The 13,805-nt window shown below is 66.7% G+C and carries 17 protein-coding genes; 8 read left to right on the top strand and 9 right to left on the bottom strand.

Going from position 1 to position 13,805, the window contains the following annotated elements:
• Positions 1 to 25: 25 nt before the first annotated feature.
• On the bottom strand, positions 26 to 325 hold the full coding sequence (locus tag ABZ789_RS01875; protein WP_358418059.1) for a protease inhibitor I42 family protein: 300 nt from the start codon (positions 323 to 325) through the stop codon (positions 26 to 28).
• Between the two features lie 113 nt (positions 326 to 438).
• Between ABZ789_RS01875 and ABZ789_RS01870 the strand changes: the two genes are divergently transcribed.
• Positions 439 to 939, top strand: a complete 501-nt coding sequence (locus tag ABZ789_RS01870) for a hypothetical protein (RefSeq protein ID WP_358418056.1) — start codon at positions 439 to 441, stop codon at positions 937 to 939.
• 33 nt (positions 940 to 972) lie between these two features.
• Positions 973 to 1,581 carry a hypothetical protein gene (locus ABZ789_RS01865; protein ID WP_358418053.1) on the top strand — a complete coding sequence of 203 codons (609 nt, stop codon included), beginning with the start codon at positions 973 to 975 and terminating at the stop codon, positions 1,579 to 1,581.
• Positions 1,582 to 1,600: 19 nt separating this feature from the next.
• Here ABZ789_RS01865 and ABZ789_RS01860 read toward each other — a convergent pair whose 3' ends face one another.
• The 3 genes from ABZ789_RS01860 to ABZ789_RS01850 form a co-directional block, all read right to left on the bottom strand.
• Positions 1,601 to 2,392, bottom strand: a complete 792-nt coding sequence (locus ABZ789_RS01860) for an SDR family NAD(P)-dependent oxidoreductase (protein ID WP_358418050.1) — start codon at positions 2,390 to 2,392, stop codon at positions 1,601 to 1,603.
• Between the two features lie 124 nt (positions 2,393 to 2,516).
• Positions 2,517 to 2,951: a DUF4383 domain-containing protein gene (locus ABZ789_RS01855; RefSeq protein ID WP_358418047.1), complete on the bottom strand. Its 435-nt coding sequence runs from the start codon at positions 2,949 to 2,951 to the stop codon at positions 2,517 to 2,519.
• A gap of 188 nt (positions 2,952 to 3,139) precedes the next feature.
• Positions 3,140 to 3,262 carry a hypothetical protein gene (locus ABZ789_RS01850; protein WP_358418044.1) on the bottom strand — a complete coding sequence of 41 codons (123 nt, stop codon included), beginning with the start codon at positions 3,260 to 3,262 and terminating at the stop codon, positions 3,140 to 3,142.
• Between the two features lie 412 nt (positions 3,263 to 3,674).
• Here ABZ789_RS01850 and ABZ789_RS01845 point away from each other — a divergent pair, with 412 nt between their 5' ends.
• Together ABZ789_RS01845 and ABZ789_RS01840 are read left to right on the top strand one after the other, a co-directional pair.
• On the top strand, positions 3,675 to 5,042 hold the full coding sequence (locus ABZ789_RS01845; protein WP_358418041.1) for a hemolysin family protein: 1,368 nt from the start codon (positions 3,675 to 3,677) through the stop codon (positions 5,040 to 5,042).
• The gene (locus ABZ789_RS01840) at positions 5,035 to 6,048 is read left to right on the top strand and encodes a hemolysin family protein (protein WP_358418038.1); all 1,014 of its coding nucleotides are present in this window, start codon (positions 5,035 to 5,037) and stop codon (positions 6,046 to 6,048) included. The genes ABZ789_RS01845 and ABZ789_RS01840 overlap by 8 nt, the downstream gene beginning before the upstream one ends.
• 86 nt (positions 6,049 to 6,134) lie before the next feature.
• On the opposite strand, the gene ABZ789_RS01835 is transcribed toward ABZ789_RS01840, so the two are convergent.
• Entirely contained in the window at positions 6,135 to 6,914 is a 780-nt protein-coding gene (locus tag ABZ789_RS01835; RefSeq protein WP_358418035.1) for a pirin family protein, read from the bottom strand.
• Entirely contained in the window at positions 6,911 to 7,936 is a 1,026-nt protein-coding gene (locus tag ABZ789_RS01830; protein WP_358418032.1) for a pirin family protein, read from the bottom strand. Before ABZ789_RS01830 ends, ABZ789_RS01835 begins: the two co-directional genes overlap by 4 nt.
• Positions 7,937 to 8,027: 91 nt before the next feature.
• Here ABZ789_RS01830 and ABZ789_RS01825 point away from each other — a divergent pair, with 91 nt between their 5' ends.
• Complete coding sequence (locus ABZ789_RS01825) at positions 8,028 to 8,507, top strand: MarR family transcriptional regulator (RefSeq protein WP_358418029.1); 480 nt, start codon at positions 8,028 to 8,030, stop codon at positions 8,505 to 8,507.
• Positions 8,508 to 8,599: 92 nt separating this feature from the next.
• On the top strand, positions 8,600 to 9,043 hold the full coding sequence (locus ABZ789_RS01820; RefSeq protein ID WP_358418027.1) for an acyl-CoA thioesterase: 444 nt from the start codon (positions 8,600 to 8,602) through the stop codon (positions 9,041 to 9,043).
• A gap of 14 nt (positions 9,044 to 9,057) precedes the next feature.
• Here ABZ789_RS01820 and ABZ789_RS01815 read toward each other — a convergent pair whose 3' ends face one another.
• Positions 9,058 to 10,086 carry an Rv2578c family radical SAM protein gene (locus tag ABZ789_RS01815; protein WP_358418024.1) on the bottom strand — a complete coding sequence of 343 codons (1,029 nt, stop codon included), beginning with the start codon at positions 10,084 to 10,086 and terminating at the stop codon, positions 9,058 to 9,060.
• A gap of 196 nt (positions 10,087 to 10,282) precedes the next feature.
• On the opposite strand from ABZ789_RS01815, the gene ABZ789_RS01810 reads away from it, so the two are divergent.
• A complete protein-coding gene (locus tag ABZ789_RS01810; protein ID WP_358418021.1) occupies positions 10,283 to 10,618 on the top strand; it encodes a type VII secretion target in 336 nt (111 codons plus the stop codon).
• Entirely contained in the window at positions 10,618 to 11,841 is a 1,224-nt protein-coding gene (locus ABZ789_RS01805) for a hypothetical protein (protein ID WP_358418019.1), read from the top strand. Before ABZ789_RS01810 ends, ABZ789_RS01805 begins: the two co-directional genes overlap by 1 nt.
• A gap of 36 nt (positions 11,842 to 11,877) precedes the next feature.
• Here ABZ789_RS01805 and ABZ789_RS01800 read toward each other — a convergent pair whose 3' ends face one another.
• Both ABZ789_RS01800 and hisS read right to left on the bottom strand, forming a co-directional pair.
• Positions 11,878 to 12,522, bottom strand: a complete 645-nt coding sequence (locus tag ABZ789_RS01800; RefSeq protein WP_358418016.1) for a hypothetical protein — start codon at positions 12,520 to 12,522, stop codon at positions 11,878 to 11,880.
• Entirely contained in the window at positions 12,509 to 13,783 is a 1,275-nt protein-coding gene (hisS, locus tag ABZ789_RS01795; RefSeq protein WP_358418013.1) for a histidine--tRNA ligase, read from the bottom strand. The genes ABZ789_RS01800 and hisS overlap by 14 nt, the downstream gene beginning before the upstream one ends.
• Positions 13,784 to 13,805 lie beyond the last annotated feature (22 nt).

The raw sequence follows: 13,805 nt of genomic DNA, 5'->3' as shown, positions 1-13,805 counted from the left end.
GCGAGGAGACGGCACGGAGAAGCCGTTATGCCACCGTGACGGTCATGTTCGCGCGCGCGGCACACAGATCCTCATGCCGGCGCATACGCAGGGAGATCGGCCAGGTGCCGGGCCGGCGCGCTTTGAAGTAGAAGACCCGTTCGCCGGTCGCCCCGGGCAGCGGATTCTTCGACGGCACGAACCGCACGTCGTGCAGGACGAGCCCTTTCCCGATCCGCGAGGTCGACCAGCACACCTCCCGAGAGGTGCCTTCGGGAACATGTACTTCGATCGTGTCCCCGACGCCGACCGTGACATCTTTCGGACCAGTGGAGATGTGGTTCATACCCCCAAGAGTAGCGTTCTATTGTGACTTACCTCACCACTCGGCATTCAGTCGTTTCACATGAGTGATCATCGGCATGTGTGATGCGGTACACATCCGGGCATTCGTTGTCCATGTCCGAGGAACCAGCCGGAGACCCCCGCAGCGACGCCGTCATGGGAGGACGCCTTCTCGCACTCGCACACGAGAACGGCTACAGCGAACTGACCGAAGAGGTCGCGGCGCTGGTGTCGAACTCCGGTTCGGACTCGGCTTCCCCACCGACTCCTCCGCTCTACGGGGGTGTGCTGAGGTGGACGGTCTCGTCCATCGCCGACGTTGTCGTCGACAAGATCGGACCGCAGGTACACGAGGGCGAGACGTTCGAGCTGACCATCCGGACCGAGAGTGGCCGGCACGTCCGGCCGGAGGAGCTTCCACAACCGGAGAGCACCGTGTTGAGAGCCGTCGTCGATGCGCTTGCCGGCGACTCCGTTGCGGTCCGCAGCGATCTCGACGAGGTGGTCTTCACCATGGACTGGGCCTCCCAGATGGAAGCGCTGATCGAGGCGGTGCTCTGGCTCGATCGGCTCCTCGATACACCGGCGCCGGACGGGGACGACGAGTCCTGGTGAGTTCCGACAGCGGAAGGTCGTGAACGACAAGCCATGCCGTCGTTCAGTCCTGTCGACCCCGAGGCGCTGGTCGTCGCCGTCGCCGATCGGGCGGCATCCCTCGGCGGACGCGTGTGCGTCGCCGTGAGCGCGCCGGATGCCGCAGACCCCATGACTTTCGCGCAGCAGGTCGCGACGGAGTTGAGGATTCGGGGTCGCGCTTCGGATGTCGTCGCGCTCCACGATTTCGTCCGCCCTGCCTCCCTCCGGCTCGAGCACGGACGAACCGATCCTGACAGTTACCGGCACGAATGGTTCGACTACGCCGCACTGGATAGGGAGGTCTTGCGCGGGCTACGTGAACACGGCCGATGGCTGCCTCGTCTGTGGGATGAGGGCACGGACCGTTCGGCACGCGCAGTCCTGCACCCGGCTGCGGACGATCAGATCCTTCTCGTCGCCGGTCCGATGCTCCTCGGCCGCGGCCTCGACTTCGACGTCTCCGTTGTGCTGACGATGTCCCGAGGCGCACTCGAAAGGCAAACGCGCACCGAGGATCACTGGACCATCGATGCACTCCTCGAGCATGTCGATACGGACCCGGACATACTCGTGCGCTACGACCATCCCGCTCGCCCGGCGGCACGGCAGAAATTCGTCTGACAAGAACCCCGCTCGCGCATCATCCCCCTGATCGCGGCTTCGCAAGGACCCGGTGGACGGCCGAGGTGACGGCGTCGGGCGCCATCGTCGCGAAGGCGGCTATCGACTTCGCGAGCACAGAGCCCGGCACCACCTTCCGCTCACCGCGCATGAGCGCAGCGTATCCGTCCCTTGCGACGTGCGCGGGGTCGTCCTTGGGGCCCTTCCCGAGCAGTGTGTCGAGCATCCCTGCCCGAGCGAAGAAGTCGGTATCGGTGGCACCGGGCAACATCGAGGTGACGGTGACTCCGGTACCTTCGAGTTCCTTCCGGATACCGTCGGCGAAGGACTGCACGAAGGCCTTGGACGCGTTGTACACGGCTTGGTAAGGCCCCGGCATCTTCGACACGACCGACGACGTGATCAGCATTCGACCCGATCCCGCGCGCACCATGTCGTTCAGCAGCAGATGCGCCAGATGCACCGTCGAACGCACATCGACATCGACAACCGAGAGCAGGTCCTCGAGGTCGGCATCGACGAAGGCCCCGCCGACCCCGACTCCGGCATTGAGCGCAGCGGCAGCCGGTACGCGCCCGCCGGCCACAGCGGCTTCGTGGACCGCCCGAACACCTTCAAGGGTACGCAGATCTGCGTGGACCGGCGACACTGCCACACCGGTAGCCTGCAGATCGGCGGCAACCGAGTCCAGAGCGTCCGATCGACCCGCCAGCACGAGATCGTATCCGTCGGCCGCGAACAGCGCCGCCAATTCCCGCCCGATGCCTCGGGAAGCGCCGGTTACCAGCGCCAGCGGTCGAACGTCGTTCATCATTCCTCCTCGAGATGCGTACCTGGTGAATACCCCTGAGCGGCCGACCGGACACGGCGATGCGAGCACCTTCCCCTGCCCTGTTCGACAGCAGGGGCACTGATGGTGAGCGGGCGGGTGGACCTCAGGGACGTACGGCCCCCGTGCCGGCTCGTGTGCGCGTCAAGACCACACCGAGCGCGATCATGACGACGCCCAGGACGAAGTGCAGCCAGTTGTCCGCGGAGTTCACGGGCACGAAGTTGGCGCTGCTGTCCGGGTCGATGATCAGGCCGTAGAGCCAGAGCACGAGGTAGACGGCACCGCCGATGATCAAGAAGCTTCTGGCCGTGGAGACGGCCCGAGCCGCGGCGAGGCCCAGGACACCGAACAGCAGGTGCACGATGTTGTGCAGGATCGAGACCTGGAAGATCCCCAGAAGCATGGCCTCGGAATGATGGCCCGCGCCAGAGAGTTGGCTGTAGTCGGACGTGACACCCGGGATGAAGCCCAGGATGCCGACAAGAAGAAAGACCGCGCCCACCACGAGAGAGGCGGTCTGGACCGGAGTTGCAGTCATCGAACCCCGGGTGTGCTGTGGAGAATGGGATGCCATGATTCGCGTCCTCTCACCGAACGTTGTGTGCGTTGGATGGTGCGAATTGCACTCGCCGGGTAGCCGTGGTCGTTCGGACCCAAACGTCGGTTTCTCCGGGCACGAAGAAGGCCCGCGGGCATTACCCGCGGGCCCCTCGAAGTCGCTCAGGCTCAGACCTGGCTGCTGCCGAACGCTTCGCCGGCCGCGTCAGCGGAGCCGGTGAAGAAGTTCAGCACGCTGAACAGGTCGGTCACGTTGCCGAAGAAGTCGACAAGGAACTCGAGTGCAGGCATGTGTTTCTCCCCTCACAGAACTACAACAGAATTGTGTCGACACGTGTCGACAGCGCACCAATTGTTACCCGAATTCGACCCAGACGCAGCGCGAAGAGCGTAATCCGCACCACAAAATTCTTCTACCGGGCAAAACGTAGATTGTCATTCGATCAACGGGCCGGATATGTCGCAATAAGTTCGGAATACCCGAAGCGGGCAATCCACTCATTGTTCAGTGATCGGAGACGATCTCGTGACCATAGCCCACCAGGGCAGGTGGAACTTCCGTCTCTCCCCCTCCGTCCTATCCTGTGAGTGCCCCGATCGTTCCGACCCCCGAGGGAGTCATGAAACGCCCCAAACGAAAACCTCGAAGACCCGCCCCGCCCCGTGGTGACGACCTCCTCGTCCCCCACGCCCGGTCCCGCAGATGCTGACCGCGCTCGGAATCGGCCTCGGCATCCTTGTCGTCCTTGCCATCACCGCACTGACCGGCTACTTCGTCGCACAAGAGTTTGCGTACATGGCGGTGGACCGCTCTCGCCTCAAGGCAAGGGCCGAGTCAGGCGACACGGCCGCTGCCCGCGCACTCTCAGTCACCCGCCGCACATCCTTCATGCTCTCGGGCGCTCAGCTCGGCATCACGGTCACCGGCCTGCTCGTCGGCTACGTTGCCGAACCGCTGATCGGTAGCGGGCTCGGTCAACTGCTCGGCGGCGTCGGCATCCCCACCACCGTGGGTATCGCGGTCGGCACGGTGCTCGCCGTGCTGTTCTCGACAGTCGTCCAGATGGTCTTCGGAGAACTCGTCCCCAAGAACCTCGCCATCGCCCGCCCCGAACCGGTCGCCCGATGGCTGGCACTGTCGACAAGCGCATATCTCGCCCTGTTCGGCTGGCTGATCCGGCTGTTCGACGCGTCGTCGAACCTCCTTCTGCGTGCCCTGCGCATCGAACCGGTACACGACGTCGAGCACTCCGCCACACCGCGCGACCTGGAGCACATCGTCGCCGCGTCCCGCGAGGCCGGCGAACTCCCTCCGGAACTGTCCACCCTGCTCGACCGGATCCTCGAGTTCCCCACCCGGACAGCCGAACACGCAATGATTCCGCGTTCGCGAGTCGACGTCGTCGAGTTGGACGATCCGGTCACCGCGATCCTCGACAGGATGAGCAAAGGCCATACACGGTATCCGGTGGTGGGTACCTCTTCCGACGATCTGCGCGGTGTCGTGCATCTGCACGACCTGCTCGGCCCGAACACTCCGGCGGGCACGGCCGCGACCGTCTGCCGACCACCGGTGATCGTGCCGGCGACGCTCACACTTCCGGAGGTCCTCACCGAACTGACCCGGGCCGGCGACGAGATGGCGCTGGTGATCGACGAGTACGGCGGTTTCGCCGGTGTCGTGACACTCGAGGACATCGCGGAGGAACTGGTCGGCGAGATCGCCGACGAGCACGACCCAGCGGTGGCCACCGAGGTCATCCGCCCGGACGGCGACGGTTGGCTCGTCCGAGGCGACGCCCACATCGATGAAGTGGCCCGCACCCTCGACCACGATCTTCCGGAAGGTGACTACGAGACGCTCGCGGGTCTGGTGATCACCGAGTTCGGTGGGCTCCCAGAGGTGGGCGACACCGTCCGGGTGGCACTGGATCCGGACCCGGCCGAACTCGTGCATCAGGAGGGGCCGACGCACCGGATTCTCGTGGCCGAAGTACGTGAAATCGACAAGCACGTACCGTCATCCGTACGCCTGTCCGTCCTGACCGGCGAGGTGACCGGCGATGAGTAGTCCCCTCGTGGTCGCAGTGGTGACGATTGCCCTGATCGCCGCCAGCGCCTTCTTCGTCGCGGTCGAGTTCGCGCTCATCGCGGCCCGGCGGCACAGGCTCGAGGATGCCGCGCCGTCGAGCCGCTCGGCCCGCGCAGCCCTGCGCAGCGCATCCGAGCTGTCGGTCCTACTCGCGGGATCCCAGCTCGGCATCACGGTGTGCACGCTCGCACTCGGGGCGACGACGAAGCCTGCGGTGCACCACTGGCTCACGCCGGTGTTCGAGTCCTGGGGGGCACCCCTGTGGCTCGCAGACGTGGTCGGCTTCATCCTCGCCCTGATCGTCGTGACGTTCCTCCATCTCGTCGTCGGTGAGATGGCGCCGAAGTCGTGGGCCATCGCCCATCCGGAGAAATCGGCCACGATGCTGGCGCTCCCGATGCGCGCGTTCATGTGGGTGACCCGGCCGCTGCTCGTCCGACTGAACCACATGGCGAACTGGTGCCTGAGGAAGCTCGGAGTGGACCCGGTCGATCAGGTCGCCGAAGGCCAGGATCCCGACGCCTTGCGCCACCTCGTCGAGCACTCGGCGACGGTCGGCACGCTCGACGAGCGCTATCACGGGCATCTGAGCAGCGCTTTGGAGCTGGAGACCCTCACCCTCGGAGACATCGTCACTCCCCGAGCCGAACCGAGCAGCGTCGAGCCGACGTCGACCGGTGCGCAGATCCGCGAGACCGCCGACCGCACAGGGCATCTGCGGCTGCTCGTGCGTGCCGGCGGGCATGTCCTGGGAGTTGTGCACGTTCGGGACAGCCTGAACGCCGCGCCCGGAATCACCGCGGCCGAACTGATGCGTCCGGCGTTGACGATCGACGCCGCGACGCCGGTCTACGAGGCACTGACCACGATGCGGGAGACCAGGAATCATCTGGTGACCGTGACGTCGGACGACCGGATCGTCGGGTTGATCACGCTCTCGGACGTGCTGGACCGGCTGTTGCCGATCAGCGGCGCTGCGGCCTGACGCGGACATCCAGGCACACGACCGGCAGGGCCGTCCCGGAATGTCCGGGACGGCCCTGTGTCGTCGTCTCGCGTTCGGTCGGCCGTTCAGGAACGGCCGAGGGTGGCGTGCATCTCCCAGACGATGATCTCCGCGCCGGACGCCGTGGTGATCTGCCGGCCGCCACCGCCGGTGATGCGCACCGCGTCTCCTTCCGCGAGGTGACCGGCCCCCTCGAGCACGGCTTCGCCGCGGGCGACGAACACGTGCAGGAAGGGGGCATCCGGCAACGCCACGGGACGAGCAGGTTGCATCCGTGCGACGTGCATCGCCGCGTACTTGTTGCGGATGCGGACAGCGGAATGGTCGGCGTAGGCATTCATACCCGATGCGACCGGCACGAGCCCGCCGGAGAGTAGTTCGTCGTCGATCTCGAGTTGCTCGTATCCGGGGTCGACACCCGGCTCGTCGGGCAGCACCCACATCTGGACGAAACGCACCGGCTCGTCGTGCTCGGTGGCATATGCGCCGGTGGCGCCGGAATGCCGCCACGAGTCGTTCTTCTCGGAATGGAGGATCCCGGTCCCCGCGCTCATTCGCTGTGCGAGTCCGGGATAGATCACCCCGGAATGCCCGGTCGAATCCTGGTGCACGAGCGAGCCTCGGAGCACCCACGTGACGATCTCCATGTCGCGGTGCGGGTGGGTGTCGAATCCGGCTCCGGGACGGACGATGTCGTCGTTGTTGACCATGAGCATGCCGAAATGCGTGTTCTCGGGGTCGTAGTGGTGACCGAACGAGAAGGAGTGCCGGGAATCGAGCCAGTCGATCTTCGTGTGGAGGCGGTCGTTCGCGCGGCGGACGTCGAGATCGGGTGCGGTAATCATGAGAGGTCCTCTGTCTGGCGGGTCGGATCTGTGGTGGGTGGGTTGCGACGCGGACGGATGCGCGCGTGGGGTAGAGGCGGTGCCGGGAGGCGATCGACCTTGCCGGTATAGCCTGCGACACTGCCGAACCTGTCCGACTCGCGCTCCCACTCGTCCCGGAAGGCGACGATTTCGTCGTGGTCACGGCCGACGAAGTTCCACCACATCACGATCTCCTCACCGAACGGTGTTCCGCCGAGCAGGACGACGCGCGCCGGTTCGTCGGTCGTGTTGGTCAGTTCGAGTGCGGGCACGCCGGTTCCGATACAACCGAGCGTGGAACGTTCGAGCACGGCGTCGAACAACGCGACCGCGCCGGTGTCGACGAGCACCCCGTGCTCGAAGGAGTGATCGACGTCGAGGGTGATGGTCGCAGCAGGCTCGAGAACGATCTCCGCCCCGAGGAGCGGCGTGTAGGTCTCCACAGGAGAACTCCGGCCCGCGAGCGAACCGAGAAAGACCCTGACTGCAGCTCCCGGCATCGCAACGACGGGCGGTACGTGATGCTGGAAGTCACGAGGCGCATCGCGGTGCGCGTCGGGCAGAGCCACCCACAGCTGCACGCCGTGCAGCGTGCTCGTCGTCGGGGTGGAGACCTCGGAATGGCAGATTCCGTGACCCCCGGTCATGAGGTTCACCTCCCCCGGCTTCACCAGGGCATGCACACCGTGACTGTCCCGGTGTTCGATCTCACCCGTGAAGAGCCACGACACCGTCTGCAGCCCGGTGTGCGGGTGCGGCGCGACATCCATCCCCCCGGTCCGGGTGACGTCGTCGGGGCCGTAATGGTCGACGAAACACCACGCCCCGATGAGCGAACGCTGCCGCTGCGGAAGCGTTCGGCGGACGGACATCGCCCGGGGACCGCCGAGGGGAACCTCGCGTGCGGTGATGATCTCCACCAGGGGACGGCGGGCGTTCCCGGCGGGAAGGCCCTCCGTCCGGCAGTGGATCTCGTCGGGCCGACTGTCTGTGTTGCTCATGCCGGTCGAGTCCTCTCGGTTGTCGCGGGCCTTGTCCTCCAGTGTGGCACATTTGATTGCTCAGTCAACTAATGCGGGTACACTGGGCGTCATGGAAGACGTGAAGTGGTTGGACGATGACGAACAGCGGCTGTGGCGCGCCTATCTGGAAGCGAGCCGCCTGCTGATCCAGAGTCTCGACAAGCAGCTGTTGCGGGATTCCGACATCTCCTTCACCGACTTCGAGATCCTGGTCCTGCTGTCCGAGGCGCCCGAACGAAGGATGCGGATGCGCGACCTCGCGGACGCCAGCACCACGACCCGCAGCGGCATCACCCGGGCGGTCTCCCGCATGGAGAACGCGGGCTGGGTACGACGTGTGGAATGCGAATCGGATCGGCGTGGCGCGTGGGCAGAACTGACCGAAACCGGCTTCGCGAAGCTGGCGGCAGCCGGTCCCGGTCACGTCGAGGCCGTCCGCGAGAACATGTTCGACCTGCTCTCGCCCGAAGACATCTCGTCCATGACCGATGCCTTCGACCGCATGCGCAGTCGCATGCTCGACGCTCGCCGGCCGACGCCCGCCTCCTAGATCGCGGTCCGCACCCCCTCCCGACGTTTCCGGCACCACCACATCGATATGTTGACCGGGTCACATTCACGACTTCCCGAGGCGGTACACCGATGCGCTACGACCCACGACGCACCTCGCTCGACCTGTATCCGGTGCGGCGCACGATCACCCCGCTTTTCGGTGATACCGACGCACTCGGGCACATCAACAACGTCTCCATCGCGAGGTACTTCGAACAGGCGCGGGTACTGGTGATGGAGGCCGTCTCGTCGGCTCTCGACGGCAGGCACCCGTTCGAGCGGGCGGTACTCGCGAAGATCGAGATCAATTTCCTGGCCGAGGTGTTCTATCCCCACGAGATCGTCATTGCTACGGGCGTGCACCACATCGGCACGTCATCGCTCGTGATCGGTTCGGCACTGTTCCAGCGCGACAGGTGCGTCGCACTCGCCGATTCGGTGGATGTGAGCACCGCGGCCCAAGGAGGATCGCGCCCCGTTCCCGAGGATTCGCGCATCGCGCTCGAGAAGTTCCGGCTCGCATACCCGCAGTGATCCCCGCATGAGGATCAGAACAAGGTGAGAGCCGGCTCCGTTTCCGAAGCCCGGTCGTTCGCAGGACGTGCACCGCCCGCATCGCGAAGCACGGATTCCCGTGCCGACAGGCAGTGGCGTTCGAGAAGCGGAGCCACCCTCTCGTTCAGCCACTGCGAGTACTCGGCAGCGACATATGCGCCTCGCCCGTACAACCGCCGATAACGTCGCACCAAGGCAGGATGCTGCTGGGCCAGCCACGACATGAACCAGCCGCGCGTCGATCCGCGCAGATGCAGGGGGATGACGGTCGCTCCCGACGCACCGGCTGCAGCAATCGAGTCGAACAGTTCGCCGAGGTGCTGCCGCGAGTCGGTGAGACAGGGCAGCACAGGCGCGACCATCACGTGACACGGCAATCCGGCGCCGACGACGGCCCTCACGAGATCGAGACGCGCTTTCGGCGACGGCGTACCGGGCTCGATCTGCGCGGCGAGTTCCGGATCGCCGATCGGGAGCGAGACTGCGACCGAAACGCCGACCTGCCGCGCCGCGAGGGACAGCAGGGGCAGGTCCCGGCGAAGGAGGGTGCCCTTCGTGAGGATCGAGAACGGGGTACCGGATTCGGTGAATGCTCGGATGACGCCCGGCATCAGCCGATAACGACCCTCTGCCCGCTGGTAGGGATCGGTGTTGGTACCGAGCGCGACATGCTCCCTCGTCCATGACCGCCGCGCGAGCTCGCGCCGGAGGACGGCCGCGACGTTGGTCTTGACGATCACCTGCGAGTCGAAGTCGTGGCCGGCATCGAGATCGAGGTATTCGTGTGTCGGTCGCGCGAAACAGTACCGGCAGGCGTGGCTGCACCCGCGGAAGGTGTTGACGGTGTACCGGAACGGAAGACGGGATACCTCCGGCGTCCTGTTCAGGGCGCTCTTGCACAGCACCTCGTGGAAGGTGATGCCCTCGAAGTCGGGGGTCCGGACACTGCGGACGAGCCCGGCCCGCTCGAGACCGGGCAGGGCTCCCTCGTCAGCATCCACAACCTGAGCCGCCCACCGCATGCCAGAAGTCGAACATATGTGCTAATTCCTGTCAACCGATCCCGCCTTCGGATGTGCTCGAGCGGCGATGCATCCATGGTGCAAAGAATGCACCGCCGATTCGGATGACGTTGTCCACAGGCAGGCGACGCCCCACTGGTCCCACTACTTCCCTCGAGTTACAGTGCTCGCCACACTGATCTTCGAGGGGGGTTCGATGAGCGGTTTGTTCCACGATGCGAGAATCCGGGTGGTGCCCGACGGAATTCGAGCGTTCGGGGCCACGAATCTTCGCGCGGCCGAACACGTCGCACAGGCGGGGGCACTCGACCTCCAGGCCAACATTTCCGCGCTGAGTCCGGCGCTGGGAGTGATCGGCGGAGAATTCCTCGCGGCTTTCGCAGCCGCGCAGTCCGAACACACGCACGCCGTCGCCCGGCTCTCGGCGGCCTACGCGTCCAACGGCGCCGCAGCACTCGAAGCTGCGGCGGGTTACGAAACCGCCGATACCGGAACAGCTTCGGCTCTTGCATACGCTGCGGAAGGGCTGTGATGCGGGGATCGGTCGCAGACGGCACGGCAGCGCCGGCCACCTCACCGACCGTCCTCGACGCGCTCCGCGCATCGCCGATCGGGCCGGTCCTGGACGCCCCGCTGCCCGCGCTGCCGGAGCCGGTTCTCCTCGAGCCCGGCCTGTCTCCCCCCGAGCCGAACTCGATCGTGGAACTGCTCGAATCGATTCCGGTACCCGCTCTACCCGACCTCGACGCGATCGTGCGACCGCTGACCGAACTCGGCGCGATGTTCGGCACCGGCGTTCTCGACTCCCTGGATCCCGCGGCGTTCCTGCATCAGGGCTCGCGCTTGCTCGACGCGGCGACCGCTCTCGGACGCAGTGCGCTGCACGCACTTCCGGAGTGCTGGGAGGGCGCGACCGCCGACGAGGCCGCCGGCCACGGCGTGCGCGCCCAGCAGGCCACAGTCGAACTGGCCGAACGGGGCGACCGGATCGGCGACGTCACGCGGGCCGCCACCGCGAGCGTCGAACGCGGCAATGTCGAATTGACCGGCATCGCACAGTCGTTCATCACCAGTGCAGTCGCGGCCGCACCCGCTCTGGCGACACCCCCGGGGCAGGCCGCCTTACTGGCCTCGGCCGCCCAACATCTTCAGGCCGCCCTGGCCGTCGTAGCGCGGACACGGGGTGAACTCGCAGTGCACACCGCAGCGATGACCGCCCTGACCACGCCCGTTCCCATCCCCCCGCCGGTGGCGTCGGCGGGCGCACACGAAGTGCGCACGCTCACCGGCGCCGCGACGGAAGTGGCGTCGAGTGCCGCCGCCCCGTTCACCACTGCTGCTCCCGCCACCACCGTTCCCACCGCGTACGCGGCCACAGTGCCCACTGCTCACGCCGCCACCATCGCGACGTCCGGCGTCGGCGTGACGGCAGCGGCCGGAACGGTCTCCGCCGGGGTGACCGTCGGTCATGCCGCAGCAGGAAGCGCCCTCGGGGCCACACCTCTTCTCGGGACCGCGCCGATCTCCGCGGTGTCGAGTTCCGGTGGAGGTTCACCCGCGACGCCAGCAGCGGCCCCGGCCGGGAGGCCATCGGCGACCGGAGGAATGATCCCCGCGATGCCCACCCGCGGCGCCGTGGACGACGAGCACCGCTCCCCCACGCGTCTTCTGAGTGCCGCCGGCGTGGGCACCGAGGTGGTCGGGGAACTGCCGCTGGTCGTTCCCGCGGTGATCGGCTCCCCCGACGACCGGTGAACGGCGGCGCAGACCTTACAGCCGCGCGGCCGGGCGTCATTCGACGAGCGAGGCCACCTCATGATCCGCGAGCGTCGTCTGCGGCACCCGGCCTGCGGCGCGCGCGAGTTCGATCGCCCGGTAGAGCGGGCGTTCGCCGAGCGCGGCGTCTCGGGCCTCGGCCCGCAGTTGCTCCACGAGCACCGACGCAATCGCTGCGGCAGGTGCGATCTCGCTGGTGGCGAGTGCGTCGGCGAGTTTCCTCAGGGCCAGCACGTCGAGTTCACGACCGCCGCCGTTCGCGTACAGGGCCAACGGCACGGACACCGGATTGTGTTCGCCGTCGTTGACGCGAAGGACAGCCTGCGAGACCCCGGCGACCCGGACGAGCAGTTCGACCCCGGCGAGCTGCGCCAGATCGACACTGCGTGAACGGAACACTCCCCCGAGCGTGACCACGGTGCCGCGCAACACCAGGTGCCGTCGCGTAACCAGGAACGCGCCGATCGCCGGAGGCAACGCGAAGACGACGCCGACGAGCAGGGCAACCCAGCCGGGCGCGACGATCCAGACGAGGACACCGAGGACGATTCCGACGGCGCACGAGAGCAGCGCGATCCTCCGTGCCCGCGGCCGGAGGAGCCGGACCGGAATCAGATCGAGCGGGACGGCGGCACCGTCCCGGTCGTCAGAGCCCGGCAAGGACCTCACCCACGCGGGCGACGACGCCGGTGAGTGCGACGCTGTGCTGTTCGCCGTTGCGCAGATCCTTGACGACGATCTCTTCTGCCTCGAGTTCGCGGTCACCGAGGACGAGGGCGACGACGGCACCCGATTTGTCGGCCGCTTTCATCGCGCCCTTGAGACCTCGTCCGCCGTAGGCGAGGTCGACGCGGATGCCGGCGGCGCGCAGCTCGTGCGCGATCGGCACGAGCGCACTCTTGGCCGCATCACCCATCGGTACGCCGTAGACCTCGCAACGTGCGGGGTTGCCTGCGGACTTACCTTCCGCCGCGAGCGCGAGCACCGTGCGGTCGACACCGATCCCGAAACCGATGCCCGAGAGCGGCTGACCCCCGAGCTGTTCCATGAGTCCGTCGTAACGGCCTCCCCCACCGATACCGGACTGGGCTCCGAGCCCGTCGTGCACGAACTCGAAGGTCGTCTTCGTGTAGTAGTCGAGCCCGCGCACCATGCGCGGGTTGACGACGTAGGGCACGCCGATCGCATCGAGGTGGGCGAGCACCTCGTCGAAGTGGGCCCGGGCGGTGTCGGAGAGGTGGTCGAGCATCAGCGGCGCATCGGCGGTCATCTCCCGGACCTCCGGGCGCTTGTCGTCGAGGACACGCAAGGGGTTGATCTCGGCGCGGCGGCGGGTCTCCTCGTCGAGCGGAAGCGCGAACAGGAACTGTTGCAGCTTCTCCCGGTACTGCGGACGGCACGTCTCGTCGCCGAGGGAGGTGATCTCGAGGCGGAATCCGTCGAGGCCGAGCGACCGGAAGCCGGCGTCGGCGACCGCGATGACCTCGGCATCGAGCGCGGGATCGTCGATCCCGATCGCCTCGACACCGACCTGCTGCAGCTGGCGGTAGCGACCGGCCTGAGGGCGTTCGTACCGGAAGAACGGGCCGGAATACGACAGTTTCACGGGGAGCTGTCCGCGGTCGAGCCCGTGCTCGATCACGGCGCGCATCACACCCGCGGTTCCCTCGGGCCGCAGTGTGACGGAGCGTTCACCCCGATCGGCGAAGGTGTACATCTCCTTGGTGACGACATCGGTGGATTCGCCGACGCCCCGAGCGAACAGGCCGGTGTCCTCGAAGATGGGCAGTTCGACGTGCCCGTACCCGGCCAGTCGCGCTGCGCGGGTCAAACCGTCCCGCACCGCAACGAACTCCGCCGACTGAGGGGGAACGTAATCGGGCACACCTTTCGGCGCCGAAAACGTGGAGGCCTTGCTCACTGGTACTGCCTTCTCTCGGAAT

Source organism: Rhodococcus sp. NPDC047139, from assembly GCF_040643435.1.
Classification (GTDB): Bacteria; Actinomycetota; Actinomycetes; order Mycobacteriales; family Mycobacteriaceae; genus Rhodococcus.
Note: the sequence above shows the minus strand (reverse complement) of the source record. Positions and strands in the feature narration are given on the sequence as shown.

Bases quoted from the DNA above. Each gene is read 5' to 3' on its own strand.
- ABZ789_RS01805 (WP_358418019.1), top strand. From the start codon at position 10,618: ATGCGGGGATCGGTCGCAGACGGCACGGCAGCGCCGGCCACCTCACCG.
- ABZ789_RS01865 (WP_358418053.1), top strand. From the start codon at position 973: ATGCCGTCGTTCAGTCCTGTCGACCCCGAGGCGCTGGTCGTCGCCGTC.
- ABZ789_RS01875 (WP_358418059.1), bottom strand. From the start codon at position 325: ATGAACCACATCTCCACTGGTCCGAAAGATGTCACGGTCGGCGTCGGG.
- ABZ789_RS01855 (WP_358418047.1), bottom strand. From the start codon at position 2,951: ATGACTGCAACTCCGGTCCAGACCGCCTCTCTCGTGGTGGGCGCGGTC.
- ABZ789_RS01840 (WP_358418038.1), top strand. From the start codon at position 5,035: ATGAGTAGTCCCCTCGTGGTCGCAGTGGTGACGATTGCCCTGATCGCC.
- ABZ789_RS01830 (WP_358418032.1), bottom strand. From the start codon at position 7,936: ATGAGCAACACAGACAGTCGGCCCGACGAGATCCACTGCCGGACGGAG.
- ABZ789_RS01835 (WP_358418035.1), bottom strand. From the start codon at position 6,914: ATGATTACCGCACCCGATCTCGACGTCCGCCGCGCGAACGACCGCCTC.
- ABZ789_RS01860 (WP_358418050.1), bottom strand. From the start codon at position 2,392: ATGAACGACGTTCGACCGCTGGCGCTGGTAACCGGCGCTTCCCGAGGC.
- ABZ789_RS01810 (WP_358418021.1), top strand. From the start codon at position 10,283: ATGAGCGGTTTGTTCCACGATGCGAGAATCCGGGTGGTGCCCGACGGA.
- ABZ789_RS01815 (WP_358418024.1), bottom strand. From the start codon at position 10,086: ATGCGGTGGGCGGCTCAGGTTGTGGATGCTGACGAGGGAGCCCTGCCC.
- ABZ789_RS01850 (WP_358418044.1), bottom strand. From the start codon at position 3,262: ATGCCTGCACTCGAGTTCCTTGTCGACTTCTTCGGCAACGTGACCGAC.
- ABZ789_RS01825 (WP_358418029.1), top strand. From the start codon at position 8,028: ATGGAAGACGTGAAGTGGTTGGACGATGACGAACAGCGGCTGTGGCGC.
- ABZ789_RS01820 (WP_358418027.1), top strand. From the start codon at position 8,600: ATGCGCTACGACCCACGACGCACCTCGCTCGACCTGTATCCGGTGCGG.
- ABZ789_RS01845 (WP_358418041.1), top strand. From the start codon at position 3,675: ATGCTGACCGCGCTCGGAATCGGCCTCGGCATCCTTGTCGTCCTTGCC.
- ABZ789_RS01870 (WP_358418056.1), top strand. From the start codon at position 439: ATGTCCGAGGAACCAGCCGGAGACCCCCGCAGCGACGCCGTCATGGGA.